Origin of the sequence: Paenibacillus sp. MAHUQ-63 (genome assembly GCF_028765165.1) — a bacterium.
In the GTDB taxonomy this organism is placed as follows: Bacteria; Bacillota; Bacilli; order Paenibacillales; family NBRC-103111; genus Paenibacillus_E.
Window position 1 is genome coordinate 190,364 of the sequence record NZ_JARADB010000002.1, and the last position, 24,498, is coordinate 214,861.

The 24,498-nt window shown below is 49.9% G+C and carries 18 protein-coding genes and 2 pseudogenes; 19 read left to right on the top strand and 1 reads right to left on the bottom strand.

Features of this window, described 5'->3' with window-relative positions; genetic code table 11:
* Positions 1-153 precede the first annotated feature (153 nt).
* The 6 genes from PUT07_RS09175 to PUT07_RS09200 all read left to right on the top strand — a co-directional run bounded on the left by PUT07_RS09175 (position 154) and on the right by PUT07_RS09200 (position 7,596).
* On the top strand, positions 154-1,635 hold the full coding sequence (locus PUT07_RS09175) for an ABC transporter substrate-binding protein (RefSeq protein WP_274467655.1): 1,482 nt from the start codon (positions 154-156) through the stop codon (positions 1,633-1,635).
* Between the two features lie 93 nt (positions 1,636-1,728).
* The gene (locus PUT07_RS09180) at positions 1,729-2,670 is read left to right on the top strand and encodes a carbohydrate ABC transporter permease (protein ID WP_274467656.1); all 942 of its coding nucleotides are present in this window, start codon (positions 1,729-1,731) and stop codon (positions 2,668-2,670) included.
* Complete coding sequence (locus PUT07_RS09185) at positions 2,667-3,506, top strand: carbohydrate ABC transporter permease (protein ID WP_274467657.1); 840 nt, start codon at positions 2,667-2,669, stop codon at positions 3,504-3,506. The genes PUT07_RS09180 and PUT07_RS09185 overlap by 4 nt, the downstream gene beginning before the upstream one ends.
* A 27-nt stretch (positions 3,507-3,533) precedes the next feature.
* Positions 3,534-5,012, top strand: coding sequence for a sulfatase-like hydrolase/transferase (locus tag PUT07_RS09190; RefSeq protein ID WP_274467658.1), 1,479 nt, complete (start codon positions 3,534-3,536; stop codon positions 5,010-5,012).
* Between the two features lie 216 nt (positions 5,013-5,228).
* Complete coding sequence (locus PUT07_RS09195; RefSeq protein WP_274467659.1) at positions 5,229-6,188, top strand: bile acid:sodium symporter family protein; 960 nt, start codon at positions 5,229-5,231, stop codon at positions 6,186-6,188.
* 40 nt (positions 6,189-6,228) lie between these two features.
* Positions 6,229-7,596: an MFS transporter gene (locus PUT07_RS09200; protein ID WP_274467660.1), complete on the top strand. Its 1,368-nt coding sequence runs from the start codon at positions 6,229-6,231 to the stop codon at positions 7,594-7,596.
* Between the two features lie 64 nt (positions 7,597-7,660).
* On the opposite strand, the gene PUT07_RS09205 is transcribed toward PUT07_RS09200, so the two are convergent.
* Positions 7,661-9,496 carry a PAS domain-containing sensor histidine kinase gene (locus PUT07_RS09205; protein ID WP_274467661.1) on the bottom strand — a complete coding sequence of 612 codons (1,836 nt, stop codon included), beginning with the start codon at positions 9,494-9,496 and terminating at the stop codon, positions 7,661-7,663.
* Positions 9,497-9,759: 263 nt separating this feature from the next.
* Here PUT07_RS09205 and PUT07_RS09210 point away from each other — a divergent pair, with 263 nt between their 5' ends.
* The 13 genes and pseudogenes from PUT07_RS09210 (at position 9,760) to PUT07_RS09265 (ending at position 24,410) form a co-directional block, all read left to right on the top strand.
* Positions 9,760-10,704, top strand: a complete 945-nt coding sequence (locus tag PUT07_RS09210) for an aldo/keto reductase family protein (RefSeq protein ID WP_274467662.1) — start codon at positions 9,760-9,762, stop codon at positions 10,702-10,704.
* A gap of 23 nt (positions 10,705-10,727) precedes the next feature.
* Entirely contained in the window at positions 10,728-11,624 is an 897-nt protein-coding gene (locus PUT07_RS09215) for an aldo/keto reductase (protein ID WP_274467663.1), read from the top strand.
* Between the two features lie 73 nt (positions 11,625-11,697).
* Positions 11,698-12,213 (top strand): GrpB family protein, encoded by a 516-nt coding sequence (locus PUT07_RS09220; protein ID WP_274467664.1) that lies wholly within the window; start codon positions 11,698-11,700, stop codon positions 12,211-12,213.
* A gap of 164 nt (positions 12,214-12,377) precedes the next feature.
* The gene (locus PUT07_RS09225; protein ID WP_274467665.1) at positions 12,378-13,403 is read left to right on the top strand and encodes an ROK family transcriptional regulator; all 1,026 of its coding nucleotides are present in this window, start codon (positions 12,378-12,380) and stop codon (positions 13,401-13,403) included.
* 51 nt (positions 13,404-13,454) lie between these two features.
* The gene (locus PUT07_RS09230) at positions 13,455-14,675 is read left to right on the top strand and encodes an MFS transporter (protein WP_274467666.1); all 1,221 of its coding nucleotides are present in this window, start codon (positions 13,455-13,457) and stop codon (positions 14,673-14,675) included.
* A gap of 100 nt (positions 14,676-14,775) precedes the next feature.
* Positions 14,776-15,015 (top strand): annotated as a pseudogene (locus PUT07_RS09235) (integrase core domain-containing protein); the annotation flags it as partial.
* Between the two features lie 25 nt (positions 15,016-15,040).
* Positions 15,041-15,460 carry an aldo/keto reductase gene (locus tag PUT07_RS09240; protein ID WP_274467667.1) on the top strand — a complete coding sequence of 140 codons (420 nt, stop codon included), beginning with the start codon at positions 15,041-15,043 and terminating at the stop codon, positions 15,458-15,460.
* 50 nt (positions 15,461-15,510) lie between these two features.
* Positions 15,511-16,587 (top strand): annotated as a pseudogene (gene hisD, locus PUT07_RS09245) (histidinol dehydrogenase).
* Positions 16,581-16,751 carry a hypothetical protein gene (locus tag PUT07_RS35420; protein ID WP_338000748.1) on the top strand — a complete coding sequence of 57 codons (171 nt, stop codon included), beginning with the start codon at positions 16,581-16,583 and terminating at the stop codon, positions 16,749-16,751. The pseudogene hisD and the gene PUT07_RS35420 overlap by 7 nt, the downstream one beginning before the upstream one ends.
* Before the next feature lie 943 nt (positions 16,752-17,694).
* Positions 17,695-18,177 carry a DUF2975 domain-containing protein gene (locus tag PUT07_RS09250; RefSeq protein WP_274467668.1) on the top strand — a complete coding sequence of 161 codons (483 nt, stop codon included), beginning with the start codon at positions 17,695-17,697 and terminating at the stop codon, positions 18,175-18,177.
* Positions 18,178-18,187: 10 nt separating this feature from the next.
* Positions 18,188-18,403 carry a helix-turn-helix domain-containing protein gene (locus PUT07_RS09255; protein WP_274467669.1) on the top strand — a complete coding sequence of 72 codons (216 nt, stop codon included), beginning with the start codon at positions 18,188-18,190 and terminating at the stop codon, positions 18,401-18,403.
* Between the two features lie 11 nt (positions 18,404-18,414).
* Positions 18,415-19,659, top strand: a complete 1,245-nt coding sequence (locus PUT07_RS09260; RefSeq protein ID WP_274467670.1) for a DUF4153 domain-containing protein — start codon at positions 18,415-18,417, stop codon at positions 19,657-19,659.
* Between the two features lie 251 nt (positions 19,660-19,910).
* Entirely contained in the window at positions 19,911-24,410 is a 4,500-nt protein-coding gene (locus PUT07_RS09265) for an S-layer homology domain-containing protein (protein WP_274467671.1), read from the top strand.
* Positions 24,411-24,498 lie beyond the last annotated feature (88 nt).

The following is a 24,498-nucleotide window of genomic DNA, read 5'->3' on the forward strand; positions in this document are numbered from 1 at the left end:
AATTCACCTGCGGGCTAAATTTTTCTCGCTGTTAACAGCTTACGGATGCCGTATGATGAAATTGCATTAAAACCAAGTATACCAATATGATTTTAATGGATGTCTACCGGAAAACCGGCGATGCAAAAACTTTTGTCGGAGGGGTTAGGATCTATGAAAAAAAGAAGATTAACCGGTTTGGCTTTGCTGCTAGCCGCAGGCGCGGCGATCAGCGGCTGCTCGAATAACGGGACAAGCGCGGCGGATCAGAAGATTGAAGGACCGAGCAAAGAGCAGGTTACGATCAAATTTTGGCACCGCTGGCCGGAGTCCCAGCAAGCCTTGGAGCAGGCGATCCAAGAATTCTCGCAAAAATACCCGAATATTAAAGTGGAGCTGCCGGCGATCGCCTCCTCCCAATATTCCACCCAGCTGCAGGCGGCTGTAGCGAGCAATGACCTGCCGGATATTTTCGCTAATAGCAACGCGGTTCCCGTCGATCAATTAAACCGTCTTGGCCTCATTCGCGATATTGACGATGCGGTACAGGGCTATAAGGATAAGTTCTATGAGGGCACTTGGACCGAGGGCTTCACCACGTTGAACGGGAAGGTGTATGCACTGCCTCATTTCACACCGCGCCGTTACGCTCACGTACTTTATTACAACAAGAATGTATTGAAAAACGCCGGCTTATCCGAGAACGACGTGCCTAAGAGCTGGGATGATTTCGTTAAGGTCGGGGCCAAAATCAAACAAAGCGGCAGCGACGTATATCCGTTAATTTTGGGCATTAAAACCGACTGGCTGGTGAGCGGTTATTTGGGGCAGATGGGGACGGCGATTAAGCCGGAGGTTGTTCCCAATGACGGCTTTAATCTGAAAACAGGACAATATGAATTCGATTCGCCTGGGTACGTGGAGAGCATTGAGTTTATTAAAAAGCTTCAGGACGAGAAGCTGCTTCATCCGAACAGTCTGGTCATCGATTACAGGGAAGCGTCCAGTCTGTTTGCCGGAGGCAAGGCGGCCTTCGTCATCGACGGCACATTCCTGTCCTCGGAGCTTCAGCAGAATAACAAATTTAATGATTTTGGCGTTGCACCGCTGCCGACGAAGGACGGTAAGCCACAATATTATGCGTTCCAGGGGGAAACGAAAGCGACGCTGCATGTAAGCAAGAACACGAAGCATTATGAGGAAGTCAAGCTGTTCCTGCAGTTCTACATGGATCGCTATTACGCCAAACAGCTGGAGCTTGGCATCGAGGGGTCACCGATTATTGAACAAAACAAAACGGTCAAGATCGACAACCCCCCATTCGTTGAAGCACAGAACATTCAGGATAAAACGTTTATTCTCTCGCCTCATCCGTACACGCGCACCCGTGCAGCGGTTCAAGTGAATACGGAGCTCAACGGGAAGAAGCCGAAGGAAACGGTCGGTAAAATTATGGAAGGATATTTGGCGGGGCAAGTGAAGGATGTGAAGGCCCAGCTGTCACAATTGACTGCAGGCTATAACAAAGCGCTGCAGGAATCGATCGACAAGGTGAACAAGTCCGGAACGCCCGTGCGGCAGTCGGATTACCAATTCCCTAACTGGGTACCGTTTCAGTCGTATTCGACAGAGAAATATAACGAGCTGAGCAAATAAGCGCGAGCCAGCAAGCAGGAGGGCAGCGGCAAGGCTTACGCCCGAGACTGCCCGAGAACTGCGGCCGGCTGCAGCCCGGAAGGAGGAACATCCGTGAGTCGCACTGCATCCATGATTCGATGGCCGGCTTCCCGGCGGACGCGAATCCGTTACCTGTGGGCCTACGTACTGATCGGTCCGCAGGTCATCTTTTTCCTTGCATTTACCGTGTATCCGATCGTGATGAGCTACGTGTATTCTTTCTATGAATGGAGCGGATTCGGTCCCCTCGAAAACTTCATCGGTTGGGATAATTTCATTAAGCTAGTCCATGAACATGCGTTCTGGAATGCGTTTCGCAACAGTATGATCTACATGACGGCCAAGACGTTGATTCTGATGCCGACTTCGCTCTTGCTCGCACTCATTCTGAACCGGGCTTTGTTCAAAGGTAAGGTCATTTACCGGACGGTGTACTTTTTACCGGTCGTTACGACCACGTCGACGGTGGGCATCGTGATGAAATTCATTTTCGGCAACGAAAATGCGTTGGTCAACGAGGTTCTGATAGCGCTGGGAGCCCTATCCGATCCGATCCCGTGGCTCGGTCAGGCCGGTACCGCCATGCTCGTTCTGATCCTCATCGGCTCGTGGAAATTTTTCGGCATGGTACTGGTCTACTGGCTCGCCGGGCTGCAATCCCTGCCGAAGGACGTTTACGAGGCGGCGAAGACGGACGGGGCGAACGGACTGCAAACGCTGCGGTATATTACGCTTCCGCTGCTGGCGCCGGTCGCCGCCGTGATTCTTTTGCTGACGGTGGTCAACGGCATGCATGTATTCGATTTAGTCAAAACGTTAACGGGCGGAGGGCCGTTCTACGCGACCGAGACAATGGATCTGTATATTTATAATTTCGCATTCAGCACAAGCGGCTTCCCGCAGATCGGCTATGCGTCGGCGGCGGGCATTGTATTTGGCGTTGCGATATTCCTGTTGACAGCGCTTCTCGGTCTCATCGCGAAGCGGCTGCAGCGGTCAGGAGGCAGGGGATGATAACAAGACACAAAGCTCGTCTGGCGGATGGTTTGCTTCATATCGTGCTGACGGTCCTCGGCTTCATCTGGATTTATCCTTTCATCTGGATGATCTTCTCGTCTCTGAAGACGAATCAGGAGTATATCACTTCGGGGTTGAAGCTCCTACCCGCGTCTATGCAGTGGCTGAACTATGTGCGCGCATGGAAGGTTGGCCACTTCTCGGATTACTTCATCAACTCGGTCATCGTGACGGTGTCTACGGTCGCTATCGTTACGCTGCTGTGCATGTGGACCGGCTATGCGCTCGGGCGTGTCCAATTCCCGGGAAGGAAGCTGCTCGTGGTTGTCTTCAGCGCTACCATGTTTATACCTAAGGGATACACCATCATCCCGGTATATATGATCGTGAAGCAGTTGGGCCTTCTTAACACGATGCCCGGTATTATTTTGGCCGAATCGTCCGGCGCCCATGTGCTGTTCATTCTCTTGTTCATGGCTTATTTCCATGGCTTGCCCAAGGAGCTGGAGGAGTCCGCGGAGATGGACGGAAGCGGGTTTCTGCGGATCTTTTGGCAGATTATGCTGCCTCTGTCGAAGCCGATTATCGCGACAACGATCATTATGCAGTTCATATGGACATGGAATTCGTTTTTTGTGCCGCTCGTCTTTACATTGAATAAACCCGAGCTGCGAACGCTTGCAGTCGGTATGTTTTCGTTCGCGGGCGAGCATACGATCGATTGGTCCGGTATGGCTGCCGGCGCATCCATTTCGCTGGTGCCCGTCATCTTTGTCTTCATTGTATTCCAGAAATATTTCATCGAAGGTATTTCCGGCTCAGTCAAAGGCTAAACAATTTAACCAAGGAGGCTGCTCGATATGAAGAACAAACCGCATATTGTCATTTTCAATCCTGACCAGTGGAGGGGGGACGTCCTCGGTCATGTCGGGAACGCTGCGGCGGTAACGCCGGTGCTCGACCGGCTGGTCGAAACCGAGGCCGTTTCGTTCCGCAGCGCCTTTTGCCAAAATCCCGTATGTACGCCGAGCCGATGCTCGTTCATGAGCGGCTGGTATCCGCATGTCCGGGGGCATCGCACGATGTTCCATATGATGCAGCCGGATGAGCCGGTTCTGCTTCGCACGTTGAAGGAACAGGGCTACTCCGTATGGTGGGGCGGGAAGAACGATTTGGTGCCTGCCGAGAACGGGTATGACGATTACTGCGATATCAAATATAACCCAGAGAAGCAGCCGCGCCCGGAAACGAACCTCCATGGGCATGATGAGTGGAGGGGCGAGCCCGAAGGGGACAATTATTACTCCTTCTACGCCGGCAAGCTGGAGAAAGACCCGGCTGAGGAAGCTTATTATGACAACGACTGGGCGAATGTGCTGGGGGCCATCGAATTTATCAAGAATGCTCCTGCGGACCAGCCGATTTGTCTTTATCTACCCTTGCTTTACCCTCATCCGCCTTATGGCGTGGAGGAGCCTTGGTTCAGCCGGATCGACAGGCAGAAGCTGCCGCCAAGAATTCCTGCACCCGGTAACTGGGACGGCAAGCCAAGTCTGCTTAAGGGGATTTACGAACGGCAGCATCTGCAAGCGTGGACGGAGGAACGCTGGGACGAGCTGCGGGCGACCTATTACGGGATGTGCGCCCGGGTGGATCATCAGTTCGGCTTGCTTCTCGATGCTTTGAAGGAAGCCGGCATATATAACGATACGGCGGTGTTCTTCTTCTCCGATCACGGCGATTTCACGGGAGATTACGGGCTCGTGGAGAAAACTCAGAATACGTTCGAGGATACGCTAACCCGGGTCCCCTTCGTTATTAAGCCGCCGAAGCACATTCCCGTCGTACCGCGTGTCAGCGAAGCTTTGGTGGAGCTGGTCGATTTCCCCGCAACGGTCGAGGCTCTGCTTGACTTGAAGCCGGAGCATACCCATTTCGGACGTTCGCTTCTGCCGCTACTGGCCGGAGAAACGGATGAACATCGCGACGCGGTCTTCTGCGAAGGCGGGAGAATTCACGGCGAGACTCACTGCATGGAGAAGGACAGCGTCGCCCAAACGACGCCAACCGGCTTATATTGGCCCAGAGTGGGCTTGCAGCAAAGCGAAGGGGCGGAGCATACGAAGGCTGTCATGTGCCGCACCCAAACGCACAAGTATGTGAGGCGGCTATATGAAACGGATGAGCTTTACGATCTGGTAAGCGATCCGGGCGAAACAGTCAATCGGATCGACGATCCTTCCTATGCCGGCGTTCTTGCCGAACTGAAGGACCGGCTGCTGACCTTCTATCAAGAAACGGCGGATGCGGTGCCGCATAAGACAAATCGGCGCTTTTAGCAGCGGTACACAAGGAGAGTCTTGCACAGGGATGCAAGGCTCTTCTTATTTGGTGTAGAGTAGAGAGGAATAGGTATATAGGTGTTACCTATAAGGTCTATATCGATCATATATTAGACGAATAAAGCTTAGTTGTCTTATTATGTACTAATATTCATCCCGCGGCAGCGGCTGCAATATGAATTGTACATTACATCATAAGTGAGGACTGAAAGCATGAACACTGTTGCAAAAGTAAGTAGTTTTGTAGGAAGAACATTTTCGGTGTGGGTGATCGTTTTCGCATGTCTGGGATTTTTCTTCCCTCAGGTATTTATACCGCTAAAGGGTTATATCTCGATTTTTCTAGGCATCGTCATGTTCGGGATGGGGCTTACGCTGTCATCCGCTGATTTCCGTGAAGTATTCCGCCGTCCGCTTGAAGTGTTAATCGGCGTTGTCGGCCATTATATGATTATGCCCCTGCTCGCATACGGGCTGGCCATTTTGTTGAAGCTTCCCCCTGAAATAGCTGTCGGTGTCATTCTTGTCGGCTGCTGCCCAAGCGGGACTTCCTCCAATGTCATGGCGCTGCTGGCCAAAGGGGATGTCGCACTTGGCGTTTCCATCGCTTCCGTTTCCACGTTGATCGCACCTCTGGCAACGCCTGCGTTAATCAGCTTGCTGGCAGGCCGCTGGATGCCGATTGACGGCGGAGCTCTTATTAAAGACATTTTGATGGTTGTTATTTTCCCAATTATTCTTGGTGTTATCGTCAAAAGCTTGTTTAAAAAGCAGGCGGAAGCAAGTGTGCTTGCACTTCCGCTCGTTTCCACCGTGGCGATTGTCATTATCGTCGCAATCGTAGTTGGCGGCAGCAAAGCCAAAATTGTGGAAAGCGGATTGCTCATTTTTGCGGTCGTTATTTTGCACAATGGTCTCGGGTATTTGTTGGGGTACTGGTTCGCCAAGCTGTTCCGCATGAATTACAGCAAACGCAAAGCCGTTCTGTTCGAGACAGGCATGCAGAATTCGGGGCTAGGCGCTGCATTGGCATCGGCTCATTTCAGCCCGATCGCTGCGGTCCCAAGCGCCATCTTCAGCGTATGGCACAACATTTCAGGATCGCTGTTGGCGACCTGGTTTGCGCGCCGCGCTGAGAAAGCGGAGATGAAGGAAATGAACTCCGCTACGTAGAACATGTACTGCTTCAGTAGAGTAACCGGGAGGTAGGATCATGACTGTCAAAGAAACAGCGATGAAACGAAAAGAAATATTGCTTATTACTGCGGTAGCTCTCGGCACTCTGCTGAATCCTCTGAATACGACCATGATTTCGGTCGCTTTGGCCCGTTTGCAGGAAGATTTCCAGCTTACATTCGCTGATGTATCGTGGCTAATCTCCACTTATTATTTGGCCAGCGCGATCGGACAGCCGCTAATGGGCAAGTGGAGCGACTTGTTCGGCCGCAAGAAAGTGTTCATGCTGGGGCTGCTGCTCGTCACCTTATCGTCGAGTCTCGCTCCGTTGTCCCCCAGCTTCGGTTGGCTGATCGGATTTCGGATCATTCAGGCTCTGGGCAGCTCGGCATTGTTCCCATCCGGTATGGGCATGATTCGCAGTCAAATCACGTCCAATCAAGCGAAGGCGCTCGGCATACTATCGATATTCTCAAGCACTTCCGCGGCATTCGGTCCCTCGCTTGGCGGATTCTTGTTGCATTATGGCGATTGGCCGCTTATTTTCCTCTGCAACTTTCCTTTCATTATCGGTTCATTCGTGCTCGCCTGGAAACTTTTCCCAAGAGATCCGAAAACGACAGGACGTGCGGCGGATATGGATTGGTGGGGGGTAGCGTTATTCTCTGCAACGATCTTCATGTGGTTGCTGTTCTTCTTGTCTTTGGCAGACCGGGTAAGTATATGGGAACTCTTGGTTGGGGTAGGATTGTCAGTCCTGCTGTACCGGTATGAACGCAGGCATAGCAAGCCCTTCATCAATGTTACTTTCTTACGGAATAATATGACGGTCACCCGTATTTACGCCCAGTTCATTTTGACGAATATAGCCTTCTATTCCATTATGTTCGGTATTCCGTCTTATTTGCAGCGTGTTCAGAAGATGGACCCGCAGCAAACAGGCCTCGTGATGCTGTCGATCGCCGGCGTCAGCGTATTGGTTACGCCCTTGGTCGCCCGGTGGATCGACCGCTCCGGCTCGAAGCCGCCGCTAATCGCCGGCACAGCTCTGGTCGTTGGAGGAAGCCTGCTTCTGCTAGTCATCCAGGACCAGGCGAGCGCAGTGACGATCTTCCTGGTGTTATGCGTGCTGGGGATCGCAAACGGCTTTAATAATTTGGGGATGCAGACAGCGCTCTACCATTTCGTAACGAAAGAAGAAACCGGCATTGCCTCGGGGCTTTTCATGACTTCCCGGTTCATCGGTACTATTCTTTCATCCAGTTTACTCGCAGCACTCTTCGGCAAAAACATTACGACCCCTCATCTGCACAGCATGGCATGGACATGTGCGGTCCTTGGATTGCTAATGCTTGCCCTGACGGCGCGAATGCCAAGCGGGAATGTACACAAAGCGGTTGAATGACAGCAGCATAGAATAGTCAGAAACAGGGAGCAGATTGCCGCGCGGCAGCAGCTCCCTGTTTTTTTCAATTGGAGATAGGCAGGGTCACTTCAATCCTCGTGCCTTTGTTGATTTCACTTTCAACATGAATGTTCCCGGAGTGATTCTCGATGATTTTTTTACTCACCATGAAGCCCAATCCGGTTCCTTTTTCTTTGGTCGTATAGAAGGGTTGTCCTAATTTGGAGAGAACTTCCGGAGGAATTCCGCAGCCTTGGTCGGTAATACGGATCACAATCTCTTGATCATGATCACAAAAGATTTCAATCGTTATTTTACCGCCTTCCGGCATGGACTCGATGGAATTCTTAATAAAATTGATGAAAACCTGTTTCAATTGGTTTTCATCACAATACAGATGCGTAGCGCCCGGCTTGAATTCAAACGAAAATTGAATATTGTTAAGGTTCGCTTGCGAATCCAAAAGTGTCATCACCTGGCTTAATAACACCCGGATATCTTTTCTCTCATACTTAATCGATTGCGGTTTGGCAAGGATCAGCAGTTCGCTTAGAATCAATTCTATCCGTTCGATTTCGGAGGTGATGATATCATAATATTTCTGTTTCTCTCCGAATCCGGATTTCATGAATTGGATGAACCCTTTGATGGAGGTGATCGGGTTCCTGATCTCATGGGCGATCCCTGCAGCCAACTGCCCAGCTACCGTTAACTTTTCAGAATTTTGCAGGTGATCTTGGGCAATTTTCCACTCTGTAATATCCCTGATGGTGACGGACCACCCCAATTGATTCCCTTTACTATCGAGTGTAGGCGAAGCGGTTAAAATGACATTCAAAGCTTCCCCGTTTTTACGTTTACGGATCGTATCGACGCCGATGATCGGCTGTCCGCCTTTCACTTGTTCACGCAAATGCTTGAACTCGTCGACACGATCAGCAGGAATGAACGGAAGTTTATGCAATTCGGTGCCAACGACCTCTTCCTTAGACCACCCGAATATATGCTCGAATGCTTTGTTAACGCGTTGAACAACACCATCGGAGTTGAATAATAGAATGGCATCCGCATTATTTTCGATAAAAGACTCCAATTGCTCTTTTTTCGTTTGCAGCTCCTCTTCCGCACGCTGGCGATCCGTGACGTCCCGGCATATGCCAGTGATCCCGATAATCTCACCAGACCGATCTCGAAGCGGGGATAACGTCGCTTCTACCTGGATGAGAACTCCGTCTTTTCGCTCACGGGTGGTTTTCAAACCCACAACCGTTTCTCCCGCTTTTATATGCTGATGGACGTTGTCTATGGAAGCTTTGAGATGGTCAGGGATAATAGGCAGCTTCTTGCCTGTAATCTCTTCGGCAGACCATCCGAATAATGTTTTAAATGCAGGATTGACTTTTAAAAGGGTATCCTCTCTATCTATCATCCAGATGGCATCCGCATTGTTTTCAATGAAGGACTCCAATTGCTCTGTTTTCGCTTGCAGCTCCTCTTCGGCACGCTTGCGATCCGAAATGTCCCGACATATACCTGTGATGCCGATGATCGTTCCGGCACGATCGCGAAGCGGGGATAACGTGGCGTTCACATGGATGAAACTACCGTCTTTTCGCTGGCGCGTGGTTTCCAAGCCCACAACCGTTTCTCCCGCTTTGATCCCTTGATGTATCTTATCCATTGAAGCTTGGAGAAAGTCAGGAATAATGGGCAGTTGCTGCCCCTTTATCTCTCCAGCAGTCCATCCGAACAGCGTTTCGAACGCAGGATTCACTTTCATAAGGATCCCCTCAATATCGATGATCCAAATGGCGTCCGCATTATTTTCAATAAAAAACTCCAATTGCTCTGTAGAATATTCGAATGCTTGAGACAATATTTCTGCTTGAGAGAAATCCAAACCAGACAGCCCCCTAATCTACACTAGTTTCCTTTAAATGAATTGGACAAAAGAAGTGAGATTCCTTTAAATGGACGGATGTGTCATTGTAATCGCCAAATCGCCAACCTATCGTGCAAGCAAGTGATAAAGTAAGTTACATCTAGGTAACTTACTTTCATTCTGGATATTATGTGAGAAATTTTTCACTACTTTCATTTAATCATATACGATTGCTATAATAGTAGAGCCTGAAATTGAAAATATTAGGAGGTAGCACCGAAATGAAATATCGTAAATTAGGGCTTTCCGGATTAAAAGTCAGTGAGATCAGCTTGGGTAGCTGGTTGACTTATGGCGGGTATGTAGAACGTGAGAATGCGGTCAATTCCATTCATAAAGCTTATGAATTGGGGATTAATTTTTTTGATACAGCGAATGTGTACGAGCGCGGTGAGGCGGAGAAGGTCGTCGGCGAGGTTCTGAAAGCGTATCCGAGGCACTCCTATGTGCTGGCGACCAAAGTCTTTGGCCAGATGGGCGATGGGCCGAATGACAGGGGGCTTTCCCGCAAACATATTTTTGAGCAGCTGCATGCGAGCTTAAAACGGTTGGATACGGATTATGTGGATGTATATTACTGCCACCGCTATGATAAAGAAACACCGATCGAGGAAACGCTGCGTGCGCTGGACGACCTCGTCACACAAGGCAAAGTGCTCTACGTCGGCGTGAGCGAATGGACGGCAGCCCAAATGGCGCAGGCTTTGGCTGTGGCCGATAAGTACTTGCTGGATCGAATCATCGTCAATCAGCCTATTTATAACCTTTTCAACCGGTATATCGAGAAAGAAGTGATCCCGCTTGGCGAGCAGCAAGGAATCGGTCAGGTGGTTTTCTCGCCGTTGGCACAAGGCCTGCTGACAGGGAAATACAAGTCCGTTGCCGATATTCCGCAAGATAGCCGGGCGGCGAAGCTGGACAATTTCCGCAAAGGTCTCACAGAAGAGAACATCGCGAAAGTGAATCGGCTTGAAGCTGTGGCCGCAGAGCTGAACATGTCCATCGGGAACTTGGCGCTTGCGTGGATTTTGCGTCAGCCTAATGTGGCTAGCGCACTGGTAGGGGCAAGCCGTCCGGAACAGGTGGAAGAGAACGTGAAAGCCTCTGAGATCACCTTATCCGCTGATGTTCTGGAACGCGTAGAAGCGATAATGACTAATTCGTAAGCTGAAGGAAGGAGTCAGTCATCATGGACAAACGGGCTTATGGCAAGACGGGCATGCAGGTTAGTGTTCTGGGCTTCGGAGGCGCAGAGATCGGGTTCTCGGGTGCATCGCCGGACAGCGTGGATAAGCTGCTGGGCCGTGCGCTCGATGCCGGCCTTAACGTGATCGATACCGCGGAATGCTATAACATTAGCGAAGAGTTAATCGGTCAAGCGGTCTCGCACCGGCGTGACGATTACTATTTATTCACCAAATGCGGCCATGCGTCGGGGCTTGAGCTTCCGGACTGGGACCCGAAATTGTTGGAGCTGAGCATCGACCGCAGCTTAAAACGCTTGAGAACGGAATACGTAGACGTCATACATCTGCATAGCTGCTCGGAAGCCATCCTTCGGCGCGGTGAGGTGATCGAAGTGCTGCAGCGTGCGAAGGAACAAGGGAAGACGCGTTTCATCGGCTACAGCGGCGATCATAAAGCCGGCTTGTATGCGGTTCAATCAGGCGCATTCGATTCGCTGGAAACTTCCATTAACATTGCGGATCAGGAAGCCATCGAATTAACGATTCCTGCAGCCATGCAAGCAGGCATGGGCGTCGTTGTTAAACGGCCGATTGCCAATGCGGCTTGGAAGACGGGACAGAGGCCGGATAGCAGCTATCATCATACCTATTGGGACCGGTTGCAGCAGTTGAACTACGATTTTTTGCAAGGTGAGCTGAATGAATCTGTAGCCACCGCTTTACGATTCACGTTAACGGTACCGGGTGTCCACACCGCCATCGTCGGCACAGCGAATCCTGACCGGTGGTTGGCCAACGCCAAACTGCTTGAACAAGGTAATCTGTCTCAAGAAGCTTATCAGGCTATTCGCAGCAGATGGCAAGAGGTTGCCCAGGAAGATTGGATCGGTCAAGGTTAGACGGCGAATAACAGACCCGCGTGTTTGCGCGGGTTTTTGATGTGTGGCGAGTAAGGACCGGAGGGGACACGATATGGCCCAGGAAGTTACGATTCAAGAATATACGCCCAAATGGCTGGAAGCGTATGAACAAGAGCACAAGGAGATCCGCCTCGCTTTACAAGACAAAGCCGTTTCTATCGAACATATTGGAAGTACCTCGGTAGTTGGATTACCTGCTAAGCCCATCCTGGATATTGCGGTTGGCGTGAATCGGCTTCATGAAGCAGACTCTTGGATAGAACCGTTAAGTAAGCTCGGTTATGAATATGTTCCGAAACCGGAGTTTCCCAACCGCCGTTTTTTTCGTAAAGGCGAATGGAGAAAAGGGACACATCACCTTCACGTCTATGAGGTATCCGGTGTGGAATGGGCCCATAACCTGTTATTTCGTGATTACCTTAGAACCCATCCTGACAAATTATTGGAATATGCGAATCTGAAGAAGCAGCTTGCAAGCTTATATTCGGAAGATAGAGCGCTTTATACGGAAATGAAAGCACCTTTCATCCAATCCGTCATCGAATTGGCGAAGCAACTCCATTCATAGAGGCATAAGGCAACCGGCGATATCGGTTGCCTTTTCGCGTTTTAAACGGGATCTGTTGGGGATGGAGGCATTGCTCTCGGAGGCAACTTCTGCTAAGATAAACTAAACTTATTAAAATATTTTAATAAGTTCGACACGTTTTTTGAAAAGAGGCTCTGATCGACATGACCAATACGTTTAAAACGCCGAAAGAGATGAGGGAACCGCTGATTTACCGTATCCGCGCAGGGCTTATCACAATGGGAAGCGCAACGAAAGCAGAACTCAGTCAGCGGTTGGGAATCAGCTTCCCCACGATCAGCAAGTTTATGGCTCAGATGGAGAAGGACGGAGAAATCCGCTATACAGGCGATGATGATTCCAGCGGAGGCAGAAGAGCCAAACGGTATGCGTACGATCCGGAATACATGTTGGGGTTGGCGGTTTTTATTGAGAAGAACGAGACGAATTATTCGATATTTAACTGTGTGGGAGAGGTTAAGGAGCAGGGAACGAAGCCAAGTGTCCTTCAGCAAGATGCGGATCTGCTGGCGGACCTTATCGAAACGCTGATCGAGAAATATCCAAGGCTTCGTTCCATTGCGATCGGGGTGCCTGGCGCCGTGAACAATGGGAAAATTATTTTCATCCCGCCGTATCAGCATTTCGTTAACTATGATTTGAAAGAAGAGTTTGAATCCCGGTTTCAAATACCGGTCGTGGTCGAAAACGATATGAATGCCTCGGTGCTTGGCTATGCGTCGAACTTCGAAATCGAGAACGAATCGCTGATTTATTTGTATTTCGGGCAGAACGGGCCGGGCTCCGGCATTATGATCAATGGCGATGTCGTGCGAGGCAGCACATCTTTCTCGGGTGAGATATCCTTCGTGCCGCAGTACGATAATCGCTCCTTCGCTCAAGCTCTGCAGAGGGAAGCGGGCGATGGCCGGCTTGTCTTGGCCGGAGACAACCAGATCGATGCGGTCGCCCGCTTAGTTGCCGCATTCGCCGCCATCCTTAACCCTAGGGCGGTCGTTTTTTGCGATGATGAGGTGGATGAAGCGCTTCTGAACAGGATTGCGGACAGAAGTGCAGCCTATATTCCGCGAGAACATTTGCCATTGCTCCTGATGAGCGATTGGCGGCAGGACTACTTGACCGGTTTGGAGCAATTAGCGCTTAATCTGATGATTACGGATTGTTGCTAGAATTCAGATCTTAAGTCCAATCCCAATAAATGTCTGCGAAGGAGTGTTACAATGGCAACCGTGTTCTTAATCATCATTTATGCGGCATTCATTAGCCTGGGAATTCCGGATTCTCTGTTGGGTTCGGCGTGGCCTGTGATGCGGTCCGACATGGGAGCTTCCTTCGGCTTCGCGGGAGTCTTGTCCATGATTGTGGCCGGAGGGACCATCGTGTCCAGCCTGCTCAGCGGGAGTCTGGTGCGTCGAATAGAGACCGGTAAAATTACGCTGATCAGCTGCTGTCTTACGGCAGGCGCTCTGCTCGGCTTCGCTATGGCGCCGTCGGTGGTCTGGCTTATCGTTGCCGCCGTTCCGCTTGGCATCGGCGGAGGGGCTATTGATGCGGCGCTTAATCATTATGTAGCTGACAATTATAAGGCTCATCACATGAACTGGCTGCACTGCTTTTGGGGAGTAGGGGCTACGATAGGGCCCATCATCATGTCATTTTATATGCAGGAACATTACTCTTGGAGAGAGGGTTATACGGCGGTATCCATCATCCAGTTCTCACTAGCTGTCCTCTTGTTGGCTACACTTCCCCTATGGAAACGTGTTGCTGCAATCAGGAAGACGGAGCAGCCGAACAATGTGCCTCCACTAGGTGATGCCGGACCCGAACGGATAATTGAAGACAGTGCCCAACATGCTAACGTGCTCCGGATCAAAGGGGTTAAACATACGCTCTTCGCCTTCCTGTTCTATTGCGGGGTTGAATCCACGGTAGGATTGTGGGGGGCTAGCTATCTAGTCGGGGCCAAGCATATGACAGCCGAGACAGCTGCCGGGTGGATTGCATTGTATTATGGCGGCATCACACTTGGAAGGCTGGTAACCGGCTTTATTACCCTGAAAATCCACAATCGCGTGCTGATCCGGTCCGGTCAGATCATTGCCCTTGCGGGCGGTATCATGGTGCTGCTTCCTCTGCCTCAACTTTTCATGGCAGGGCTCATTTGTATCGGACTTGGGCTTGCCCCCATCTATCCCGGTCTGCTTCATGAAACGCCGGCGCGCTTCGGAAGGGAAAATTCCGCCAAGCTAATGGGATATCAGATGGCTGTCGCCTATACGGGAACCACCTTGCTGCCTCCGCTCTTCGGATGGCTGGCTGCTCGGACGGATATTGCTTTATTCCCGATTGTTGTGCTTGCTTTTACTGTTCTGATGATGATCTGTGCTGAGAAAGTAAATCGTCTTCTGAGCAAGCAAACGTATTCTGGCATCGGGTAATCTCCAACGTAACGGATCCGCAGATCGGCGGTAGAGCGTTCCGATGAAAAGCCATCTCGCGGCTGCTCTCCTGCCGCCATCCATACAGGCTAACACGAGTCAGTATGCGTCCATTACGTACCAGAAGCGTCTTCGTAGCTACAAGATGAAAGGAAGCATGAGTCGTAAGGGAAATTGTTACGACAACGCTTGCATTGAATCTTTTCATAGCATTTTGAAGAAAGAACTTATTTATTTAAACAAGTTCAAAACGCGGGCAGAAGCGAAATACAAGATCTTTGAATACATCACCTGTTTCTACAATGGAAAAAGAATACATTCTTCCATAGGGTACCGGACGATGCTCGGCCGCATGGCGAGAGCCGATGGTGCTCGACCGCCGGATGTTTGCGAACGGAACCTTCGCGCGGTTAAAGGACTCGAACAAGCGGTTATTCGTTCGCAGTATATATCTGCAGGGATTATTCTTCAAGAATCCGGCGAGGTTGGAGGAGCGGCTCAAGCCTGCGGCGCCTTGGCTTGCCCGGCTGCAGGCCTATGCCGAACAGGAAGGCATGACCGTGGCGGAGCTTGCTTTCTCCTACGTTCACCATATGCCGGGGATTGCCAGCATCGTCTTCGGCGCAGAGTCGCCGGAGCAGGTTCACGAGAATATAGCGCTTCTGCGCACGAAGGCCATTCGGGAGCAGACGCTGCAGGAGATGGCGCTTGCGTTCGCCGAGGTGCCGGACTACGTGATCACGCCGTCCCGTTGGTGTAATTGGATGGACAAATATAGGAGGTGACTATGGCGAAGTATGTGAAGCAGGGACAAGTTCAGGCCGGGTATACATGCATGGAAGATGCCGTCTATAAGACCGTTAGAGACGTCATACAGGACGTCGCGGCCGACCAAGATGCGGCCGTCCGCAAGCTGTCGGCGCAATTCGATCAATGGTCGCCGGAGAGCTTTTGCTTGAGCGAGGCACAAATTCAAGCAATCATCGCCCGTGTGCCGGACCGGGTCAAGGACGATATTCGCTTCGCGCAGCAGCAGGTGAGAGGATTTGTGGAGAAACAGTTCGCAACTATGCAAGACCTGGAGGTCGAGACGCTGCCCGGCGTCATCCTCGGCCATAAGCACATCCCGGTCAGCAGCGTCGGTTGCTATATTCCCGGCGGGCGCTATCCGATGGTCGCCTCCGCGCATATGAGCATCTTGACGGCGAAGGTCGCCGGCGTCCGGCGCGTCATGGCTTGCCCCCCGCCGATTAAGGGGGAGATCCCGGCGGCGACGATTTGCGCGATGGCTTATGCCGGCGCAGACGAGATTTACGTGCTCGGAGGCATTCAGGCGATGGCCGCGATGGCGCTCGGAACGGAGACTATCGAGCCTGTCGACATGCTGGTCGGACCGGGCAACGCCTATGTCGCCGAAGCGAAGGCGCCAGCTCTTCGGCAAGGTGGGCATTGACCTGATCGCGGGTCCGACGGAGGTGCTCGTTATCGCGATCATACCGCTGATAGCGAGATGGTGGCCGTCGACCTCCTCGGGCAGGCCGAGCACGGGCCGACGTCCCCGGCGGCGCTCATTACGACCTCCGAGGCGCTTGCGCGGGAGACGCTGGTCGAGATCGAGAAGCAGCTGCTGACACTCCCGACCGCCGACGTTGCGGGTGCGGCCTGGCGGGACTATGGCACGGTGCTCGTCGTGGATAGTAAGGAGGAAGCCGTTCGGGAAGCTGACAGGCTCGCATACGAGCATGTGGAGGTGCTGACGGAGGATCCGGATTATTTCCTGGGGAATATGAAAAACTATGGCGCCTTGTTTCTCGGACCTGAAACGAATGTCACTTATGGCGATAAGGCGATTGGTACGAATCACACGCTGCCGACCAAAGGCGCAGCCAGGTATACCGACGGCTTGTGGTAGGCAAGTTTCTGAAACCTTGCACGTACCAGCGCTGTACGGAAGAAGTGAGTCACTTGGTCGGCTCGTACGTTTCGCGGCTGTGTGAAATTGAAAATTTCATGGGCCACAAGGAACAGGCGGATCTGCGGGTACGGCGTTATGGCGGCGGGCAGCAGATGGTGTAATTCCATATGGTGAGATGAGGACGACTGTTATTCCGAGAACGGGATAGCAGTCGTTATTTTTTTCGTATGAAGGGTAGAAGGGCTTTCAACGAAAGCCAGGATGCACGAAATACGATCCTAACCCATCACCCGTAACTGGAATTTCTCCTTTTAAAACTTCGAAAACCCCCTCTCACTGACGCGATAACTGGAAATTCTCCTGCTAATTCCGCCAAATTTGGCGCATGTATCCAACTAGTGTTGTTTTTAACGGGAGATATTCCAGCTATTCCTTCTGCAAGAGAGTTAGGTTGCGGAATAACGGGAGTTTTTCCATGTATCGCTTGGCGGGGGCGGAGTGACGGACGGCGATCGAAGGATTCCATGTATCGCCTAGCTGGGGCGGAGTGGCGGATGGGTAATCCGTTATGTCAGCAGACAGCCGGTGTAAATTCCATAAGGTGGTAATTAGACTGTTATTCCGAGAACGGGATAGCAGTCGTTATTTTTTTGTATGGAGGTTGGAAGGGCTTTCAACGAAAGCCAGGATGCTCAGGAAAGGAAGGAGCTCCTTACCCGTAACTGGAATTTCTCCTTTTAAAATAACGAAAAATCCCTCTCGCTGACGGGACAACAGGAATTTCTCCTGCTAATTCCGCCAAATTTGCTGCATTTATCCAACTGGTGTTGTTTTTAACGGGAGATATTCCAGCTATTCCTTCTGTAAGAGAGTTTGGTTGCGGAATAACGGGAGTTTTTCCATGTATCGCCTAGCTGGGGCGGAGTGGCGGATGGGTGAGCGATGGGTTTCATCTTTAGAAGTGGAGGACGCGATACAAGCCTCTATGTTAGTTGGATTGCTTTTTATTGATAAAAACATAATTATATTCGGTAATTATTTATTGATAAACGATAAATAATATGTTAAATTAAAAATCGAAAATAACGATGTGAGGTGGTTTTAATGAAACGGGGAACAACTCTCTTTCTGAAGGCAGCGCTGGTTCTGATTGGTCTGCCGGTAATTGCGCTATGCATATTTGTAGTGCCCAAGATCGGAGAATTTGCAGCAGAATTGTATCCGGACATGGCGTATTTGAAATATCTCTTTTACATGGATTTGTATGCAACGGCGATTCCTTTTTTCTATGCGCTTTATCAAGCCTTTCAACTTTTGAACTATATCGACAAGAACAAGGCTTTCTCGGAGCTATCCGTACAGGCTTTGAAGAGCATTAAACACTGTGCCGTCGCATTCGGCATGTTGTATGTGGTAGGGATGCCGCTCCTGTATCTCCTTGCGGAGAAGGATGATGCCCCAGGTATCATCTTGATCGGATTGGTCTTGATATTCGCGTCTATGGTGATTGCCGTTTTCGCCGCTGTTCTCCAGAAGCTTCTGCAAGAAGCTATCGATATTAAATCTGAAAATGATCTGACGGTCTGAGGTGAGTATAATGGCGATAATCATCAATGTTGACGTGATGTTGGCGAAGCGGAAAATGAGTGTAACGGAGCTATCGGAGCGGGTGGGAATTACGATGGCGAACCTGTCCGTATTGAAAAATGGAAAGGCCAAAGCCATTCGGTTTTCGACTTTAGAGGCGATTTGTAAGGCTTTGGATTGCCAGCCTGGAGATATTTTGGAGTACAAAATGGATGAGGATGAATAGGGGGATCGCATATGGAAATTAGCCATTTCATTACGAGCAATATGGCCAATCCTCATGAATTGGAGCGAATGTTCAGGAAAGATCCTGAAAGTTTCAAAAAGTCATTCTCCAGCGTCTGGGAACAAAATCCGGATTCGCAAGTTCTTGCCGTCTGGCATGAAAGACTGAATTTCAAGGAAACGAAGGCAGGGAAGACTTCTATCCTTCAAAAAGATTTCGTATCGATGGGCATATTGGCCGTTCTGGCCGGATTGGGCAGCAGGATTCTTTTTCAATTTGCCGAACAGCAAACGATTACGCCTGTGAACCTTGTTTTTGGGATACTTCCCTTTATTGCCGCCTTTTTTGTATACAATAACCGGGCCGGCAAGCATGTGCTGTACACTCTTGTCTCGCTGTTCCTGGTCTCCGCTTTCTATTTAAATATGCTGCCATTAGAGCAGAAAGATAGTATTATTCTGGTTTACCTGCACCTGCCCGTTTTCTTATGGGTATTATTAGGCCTTGCATTTACGGGGAATGATTATGGCAGAGGAAGCACGAGACTTGCCTATCTGAAATTTAACGGGGAATTCTGCATCCTCTACGCCTGCATGGCTATCAGCGGAGCGCTGCTGACGGGCTTAACCATGCAGTTGTTCAGATTTGTCGGAATGGATATATCCGAGTTCTATTTTCAAAATGTCGTTGTGTTTGGCGCTGCCGCTCTCGCTGTTGTGGCTGCCTATCTGGTATCGAGGAACCTCAAGCTTTATAAAAATATAGCGCCGTATATAGCCCGGATTTTTAGTCCTCTTGTTCTGGTGACCCTGTTGGTTTACCTAGGAACGGTGATCTGGGTTGGGAAAAATCCGTTCCTGGACCGTGATTTCCTTCTATCCTTCAACGGCATTCTGCTAAGCGTTTTGGCCGTCACCATTTTTTCCATTACGGAAAGCGGGACGGATGAGCGAAAAAGCATTTCGGATTACATTAACTTGGCCTTGATTATTCTTGCCCTAGTCATCGACAGCGTGGCTCTGTCAGCTATCGTGTTCAGGCTTTCGTCGTATGGGATAACGCCCAACCGGCTTGCAGTGTTAGGTATCAACATCTTCATCTGGGCGAATTTAATTTGGATTATGCTCGCCTATTCGCAGTATCTGCGGAATAGAACCGGACTTTCATCGGTTCAGGATGCCGTTACGAAATATTTGCCGATTTACGGACTATGGGCGGCGATTGTTACATTTATTTTTCCGTTAATATTTGATTAGCCAAAATGTCATTTCAGAACAGAGGCAGCCGATCTATGGATCGGCTGCCTTTTCTATTGAAGAAACTTGAGGGAATATGCCCTTTGTATCTTATCTTTTCACACACATATACGAAATTCTGCCCATGATATCGAATTAACCGCATTATGCAGACAAGCTTCATCTGATATACTGACGGAGCACGAGAATGAAAGGGGTTTCATAGGTGTATAAGCGATAAGAAGTTAAACAAAGAAGGAGGCAGTATGCTCATGTCAAAGCACAAAAAGTGGTTTCATGCAGTTGTAGCGTGTATGATGCTTGCAGGTTTTTTTCTTTCGCCGCTCTCGTTTAAGTTAACCGCGTCGGCAGAACCGGCCATCCAACTTGCGGCGGCGCCTGCAGCGATTTATCCGTATCAACAGCCTTCGAAATATGCGGCTTCGGCCAACTATAAGTTAAAGGCTAACGGAGTCGAGATCCCGGTTGTTAAGGCGTATAACGATTATGATTATGCGAATTTTTCGGCATCCGGGGGACCGATTACGTATGAATTGACGATTCTGAATACGGCCAAGGTTACGGAATATGCAATCACGCCTAAGAAGTTAGGGATCAAGGCCGATAAGGTCGAAGGGACAACGTTAACCTTCACGACTTCGAAGGATGAATATTTAATCGTCATGATGAATGGGCGGACAACCAAGATTGTCATTGCGGCAGATCCGGTAGAGACGGATGTTCCTGCCTCTTCGGGAGATGGCATTTATAATGTGACGCAAGCTCCTTACCGGGTAACAACGACAGGCGATAAAACGGGGGTAGCCGAGCGAACGGCAGCCATTCAGCAAGCAATCGACGATGCTAGCAGCTATGGGACAGCTCGTGGAAATGGCGTTCAAGGGATTGTCTACATTCCGGCGGGTGAGTACTATATCGGTAACTTGGTGCTCAAAAGCAATACAGCGCTTTATATGCAGCCGGGGGCAGCTTTCATCGGAACAGGGAAGACGGCTGACTATACGGAACATTGGTTCAAAGATTCGATGGGACGACCGGCGACTTGGTGGCTTTCTACGGCATTTGATTCCAACAATATTAAAATTTATGGCCGCGGTACGCTAGATGGGAACGGAGCCGCACTAGCAGCAGATAAAAGCACCAACAATAAAGGGATGATAAACAATCTGGTAGTGCCAATTGCTACTGCCAATTTCAAGATGGATGGCGTTCTCATTCGCGAATCTGCTGCGTGGGCTGTTATGCCCGTACGCTCGAACGATTTGGAATTCACCAATTTAAAAATGTTTAACAGCCTTGGTATGGGCGAAAATGACGGAATCGATATCGTTGAATCGCAAAACGCCGTCGTCAGGAACGCCATTGGCATTTCACTCGATGATCCGTTTTCGACAAAATCATGGAAAGAAGATACCGATATTGCGTCAGGAAAAGTACCTTGGCCTGGTAAACCGGAGCCCGTCAACCATATTTTATTCGAGGACGCTATTGCTTGGACGGCGTGTTATGGCTTTAAAATAGGCCAAGGGGTTATGCAGGATCAAGAAGACATTACCTTTCGAAACGGAGTTGTGTATAAGGCTGCCGTTGGTTTCGCCATCCACCACAAATATGGAACAGGCGCAGTCCGAAATGTCACCTTTGAGGATATGGATGTCGAGGATATTAGCGGTAAAAATGAGGATAACAGCGCTTGGATGACATTGTTTACTGTGAATGGCGGAGACATTGGTGTCGGGCCTATTGATGGGGTAACGGTAAGAAACATAACCGTTCGCGATGCCGGTGAAAGCTTTGCGAAAATCAAAGGGCAGGAAGGGGCGCCGATTACAGGGCTTACATTTGAGAATGTGTATATGCCTGGGAGCACAACGCCGGCAAAAACGCTGCATGAAATGAATTTCCTGGATAGAGAGTATCAAAGCGGTGTCACCATTAAACCCGTGCAGGAAACCGAGCCTAGACCACGAACAAATTACGCATTAAATCAGCCGGCGGTCGCATCATCTAATGACACATCGGTAGATACGGCGCCACTGGCTTTCGACGGGAATTTAACGACGCGTTTCGGATCCAAGCGTGGAGTTGATCCGGGTTGGGTATACGTTGATTTGGGGGAAAGCAAACGAATCAATGAAGTTCAGCTCTATTGGGAGGCAGCTTACGGAACAAGCTATCAAATCCAAGTATCCGATGATGCTCAGAATTGGAGAGACGTCTACAGCACAACAAGTGGAAAAGGCGGCCTGGAGAAAATAACATTTAATGAAGCGAATGCCCGTTACGTGCGAATGTACGGTACGAAAAGAGCGACACAGTATGGATACTCGCTATGGGAATTCCAGGTTTACGGGCCAGAGGTACTAGCAGACAGTATTTCGCTTAATAAGACATCAAGTAAGATGTTAGTTGGCATGTCTGAGCAGTTGACGGCTGCGATACTTCCCGAAGATACAACAAACCAAAAGATCATCTGGAGCACAAGTAATGCCAAGGTTGCAACTGTGAACAGCCAAGGTCTCGTCACCGCGATCGGTGAGGGTACGGCTAAGATTACTGCTGTGACATGGAATGGCGAATTAAAGGCGACTGCGGCGGTTACGGTAACGAAAATAGGTACTCCGCAATTGCAGTCTGTCATTGCCGGAGATGGGCATGCCATTATGAACTGGACGACGGTAGAAGGAGCGACGGGATATAAATTATACGCAAGCCCGATCCGCGGCTCGTATGGAGCGGAAGCAGCATCCGTCAGCGATGCCGTTTACAGCTATAAGGTTGAAGAGTTGACGAATGGCACAGCGTACTATTTTGTGGTTAAAGCCGTCTATCCGGCAGGGGAGAGCAGTGCTTCCAATGAAATAGGCGCAACTCCGCAGATTCCATTGCCTGGTGCTCCTACGCTTGCTTCAATTATTCCCGGCGATGGGCAAGCGCAGTTAAATTGGCTGCCTGTCGATGACGCAACAGGATACGTCATTTATCAAAGCACGGCATCCGGTACCTACCAGACAGAGACAGCAACCGTAAGCAGCTCCGTCTATCGTTATGATGTTAGGAATTTGACGAATGGAACAACCTATTATTTTATGGTGAAAGCAATGAATGGGAGCGGAGAGAGTCCTGCCTCGAATGAAATCAGCATCACGCCGGCTGCTCCGATGAAGGCTCCGGGTGCACCGACAGCGGTTAACGCGGTAGCTCAGGATGGCCGAGCCATCATCACCTTCACTGCACCTTCGGACCATGGAGGCAGTCCAATTACGCGGTATGAGGTTACATCCTCACCAGGAGGGTTTACCGAAATCGGCGCAGCGAGTCCTATTACCATTCCAGGTCTGATCAATGGTACATCCTACACGTTTACCGTCAAAGCTTTCAATGAAGTGGGCGCCAGTCCGGACAGCCAAATTTCGAATGCAGTGATCCCCTCAGCGCCTGATGTAAAGGACAGTAAGGATAATGACTCGCCTATTGCTCCTGTAAACCCAAGGAATCCTGCTCCTGTTCCTGTTCCTCAGAAGGATACAGAGCTTGGTCAAGAAATAGCAGCCAATCTGAATGGTCAAACGATTACAACTTATGTCGTTGATGCTAAGCAATTGGACGAAAGGCTGGCAGCTGAGGGAGAGCGGGCACGGATAACGATTCCGGTGAGTGCGAAGTCTGATGTAATTGTCGGCGAGCTGGATGGCCAGATGGTCAAAAATATGGAGAATCAGCATGCCGTCATGGAACTGAAAACGGAAAAGGCTGCCTATACCTTGCCCGCGCTTCAGTTCAATATCGATGCGTTATCCAAAGAGATGGGCGAGAGCGTAGCTCTACAAGACATCAAAATACGTATCGAGATTGCCACACCGACAACGGATACAATGAAATTCGTGGAGGACACTGCTGCGAATGGGGGGTTCAAACTTGTTGCCCCGCCGGTCCAATTTCGTGTGAAGGCTCTGTATGGCGATAAAACAGTTGAGATTACTCAATTTAATGCCTATGTGGAGAGAATGATTGCCATCCCGGATGGGATTGCTCCAGACCGGATTCTCACCGGAGTTGTTATTGACCCGGACGGGAACGTACGGCATGTACCGACTAAGATTGTTTTGGCGGATGGCAAGTATTATGCCCTGATAAATAGCTTGACGAATAGTACCTATACCGTCATTTGGCATCCTGTTCATTATACGGATATAGACGATCATTGGGCGAAGGATGCTGTAGCCAGTATGGGGTCGCGGATGATCGTCACTGGTTTCGAGGATCAACAGTTTCACCCTGATCAGGAAATGACACGCGGGGAGTTTGCAGCTATCTTAGTTCGGGCTTTGGGCATCCAATTACCAAACTATGCGGGTTCTTTCTCCGATGTCGGACCATCGGATTGGTACAGCAGATACATTCAAGCTGCATACGCTTATGATTTGATCGATGGATATGAAGATGGTTCGTTCCGTCCGCGTGATACCATCACACGCGAACAAGCTATGGCTGTCATAGCCAAAGCTATGAAGATTACGGGAATCGGTGCGAAGCCTCTGAACGAGAATCAAACGGAAATTCTCCTGCAACCATATATGGATATGAAGGAGATTTCGGAATGGGCAGTGAACGGAGTGGCCGACTGCCTGCAAAAGGAAATCGTAGTGGGCAAGAGTCAGCACTCGATCGATCCCAAAGCATTTATCACAAGAGCTGAGGTTGTGGTCAGTATCCAGAGGCTTCTGCAAAAGTCAGAGTTGATTTCATAATTTAAGGTTGGCAATTAAAGGTGGTGATACATATTTTTGTTTAGCATGTTTCATAATAAGAAACATGAATTTAAGTTTGAAATGCATA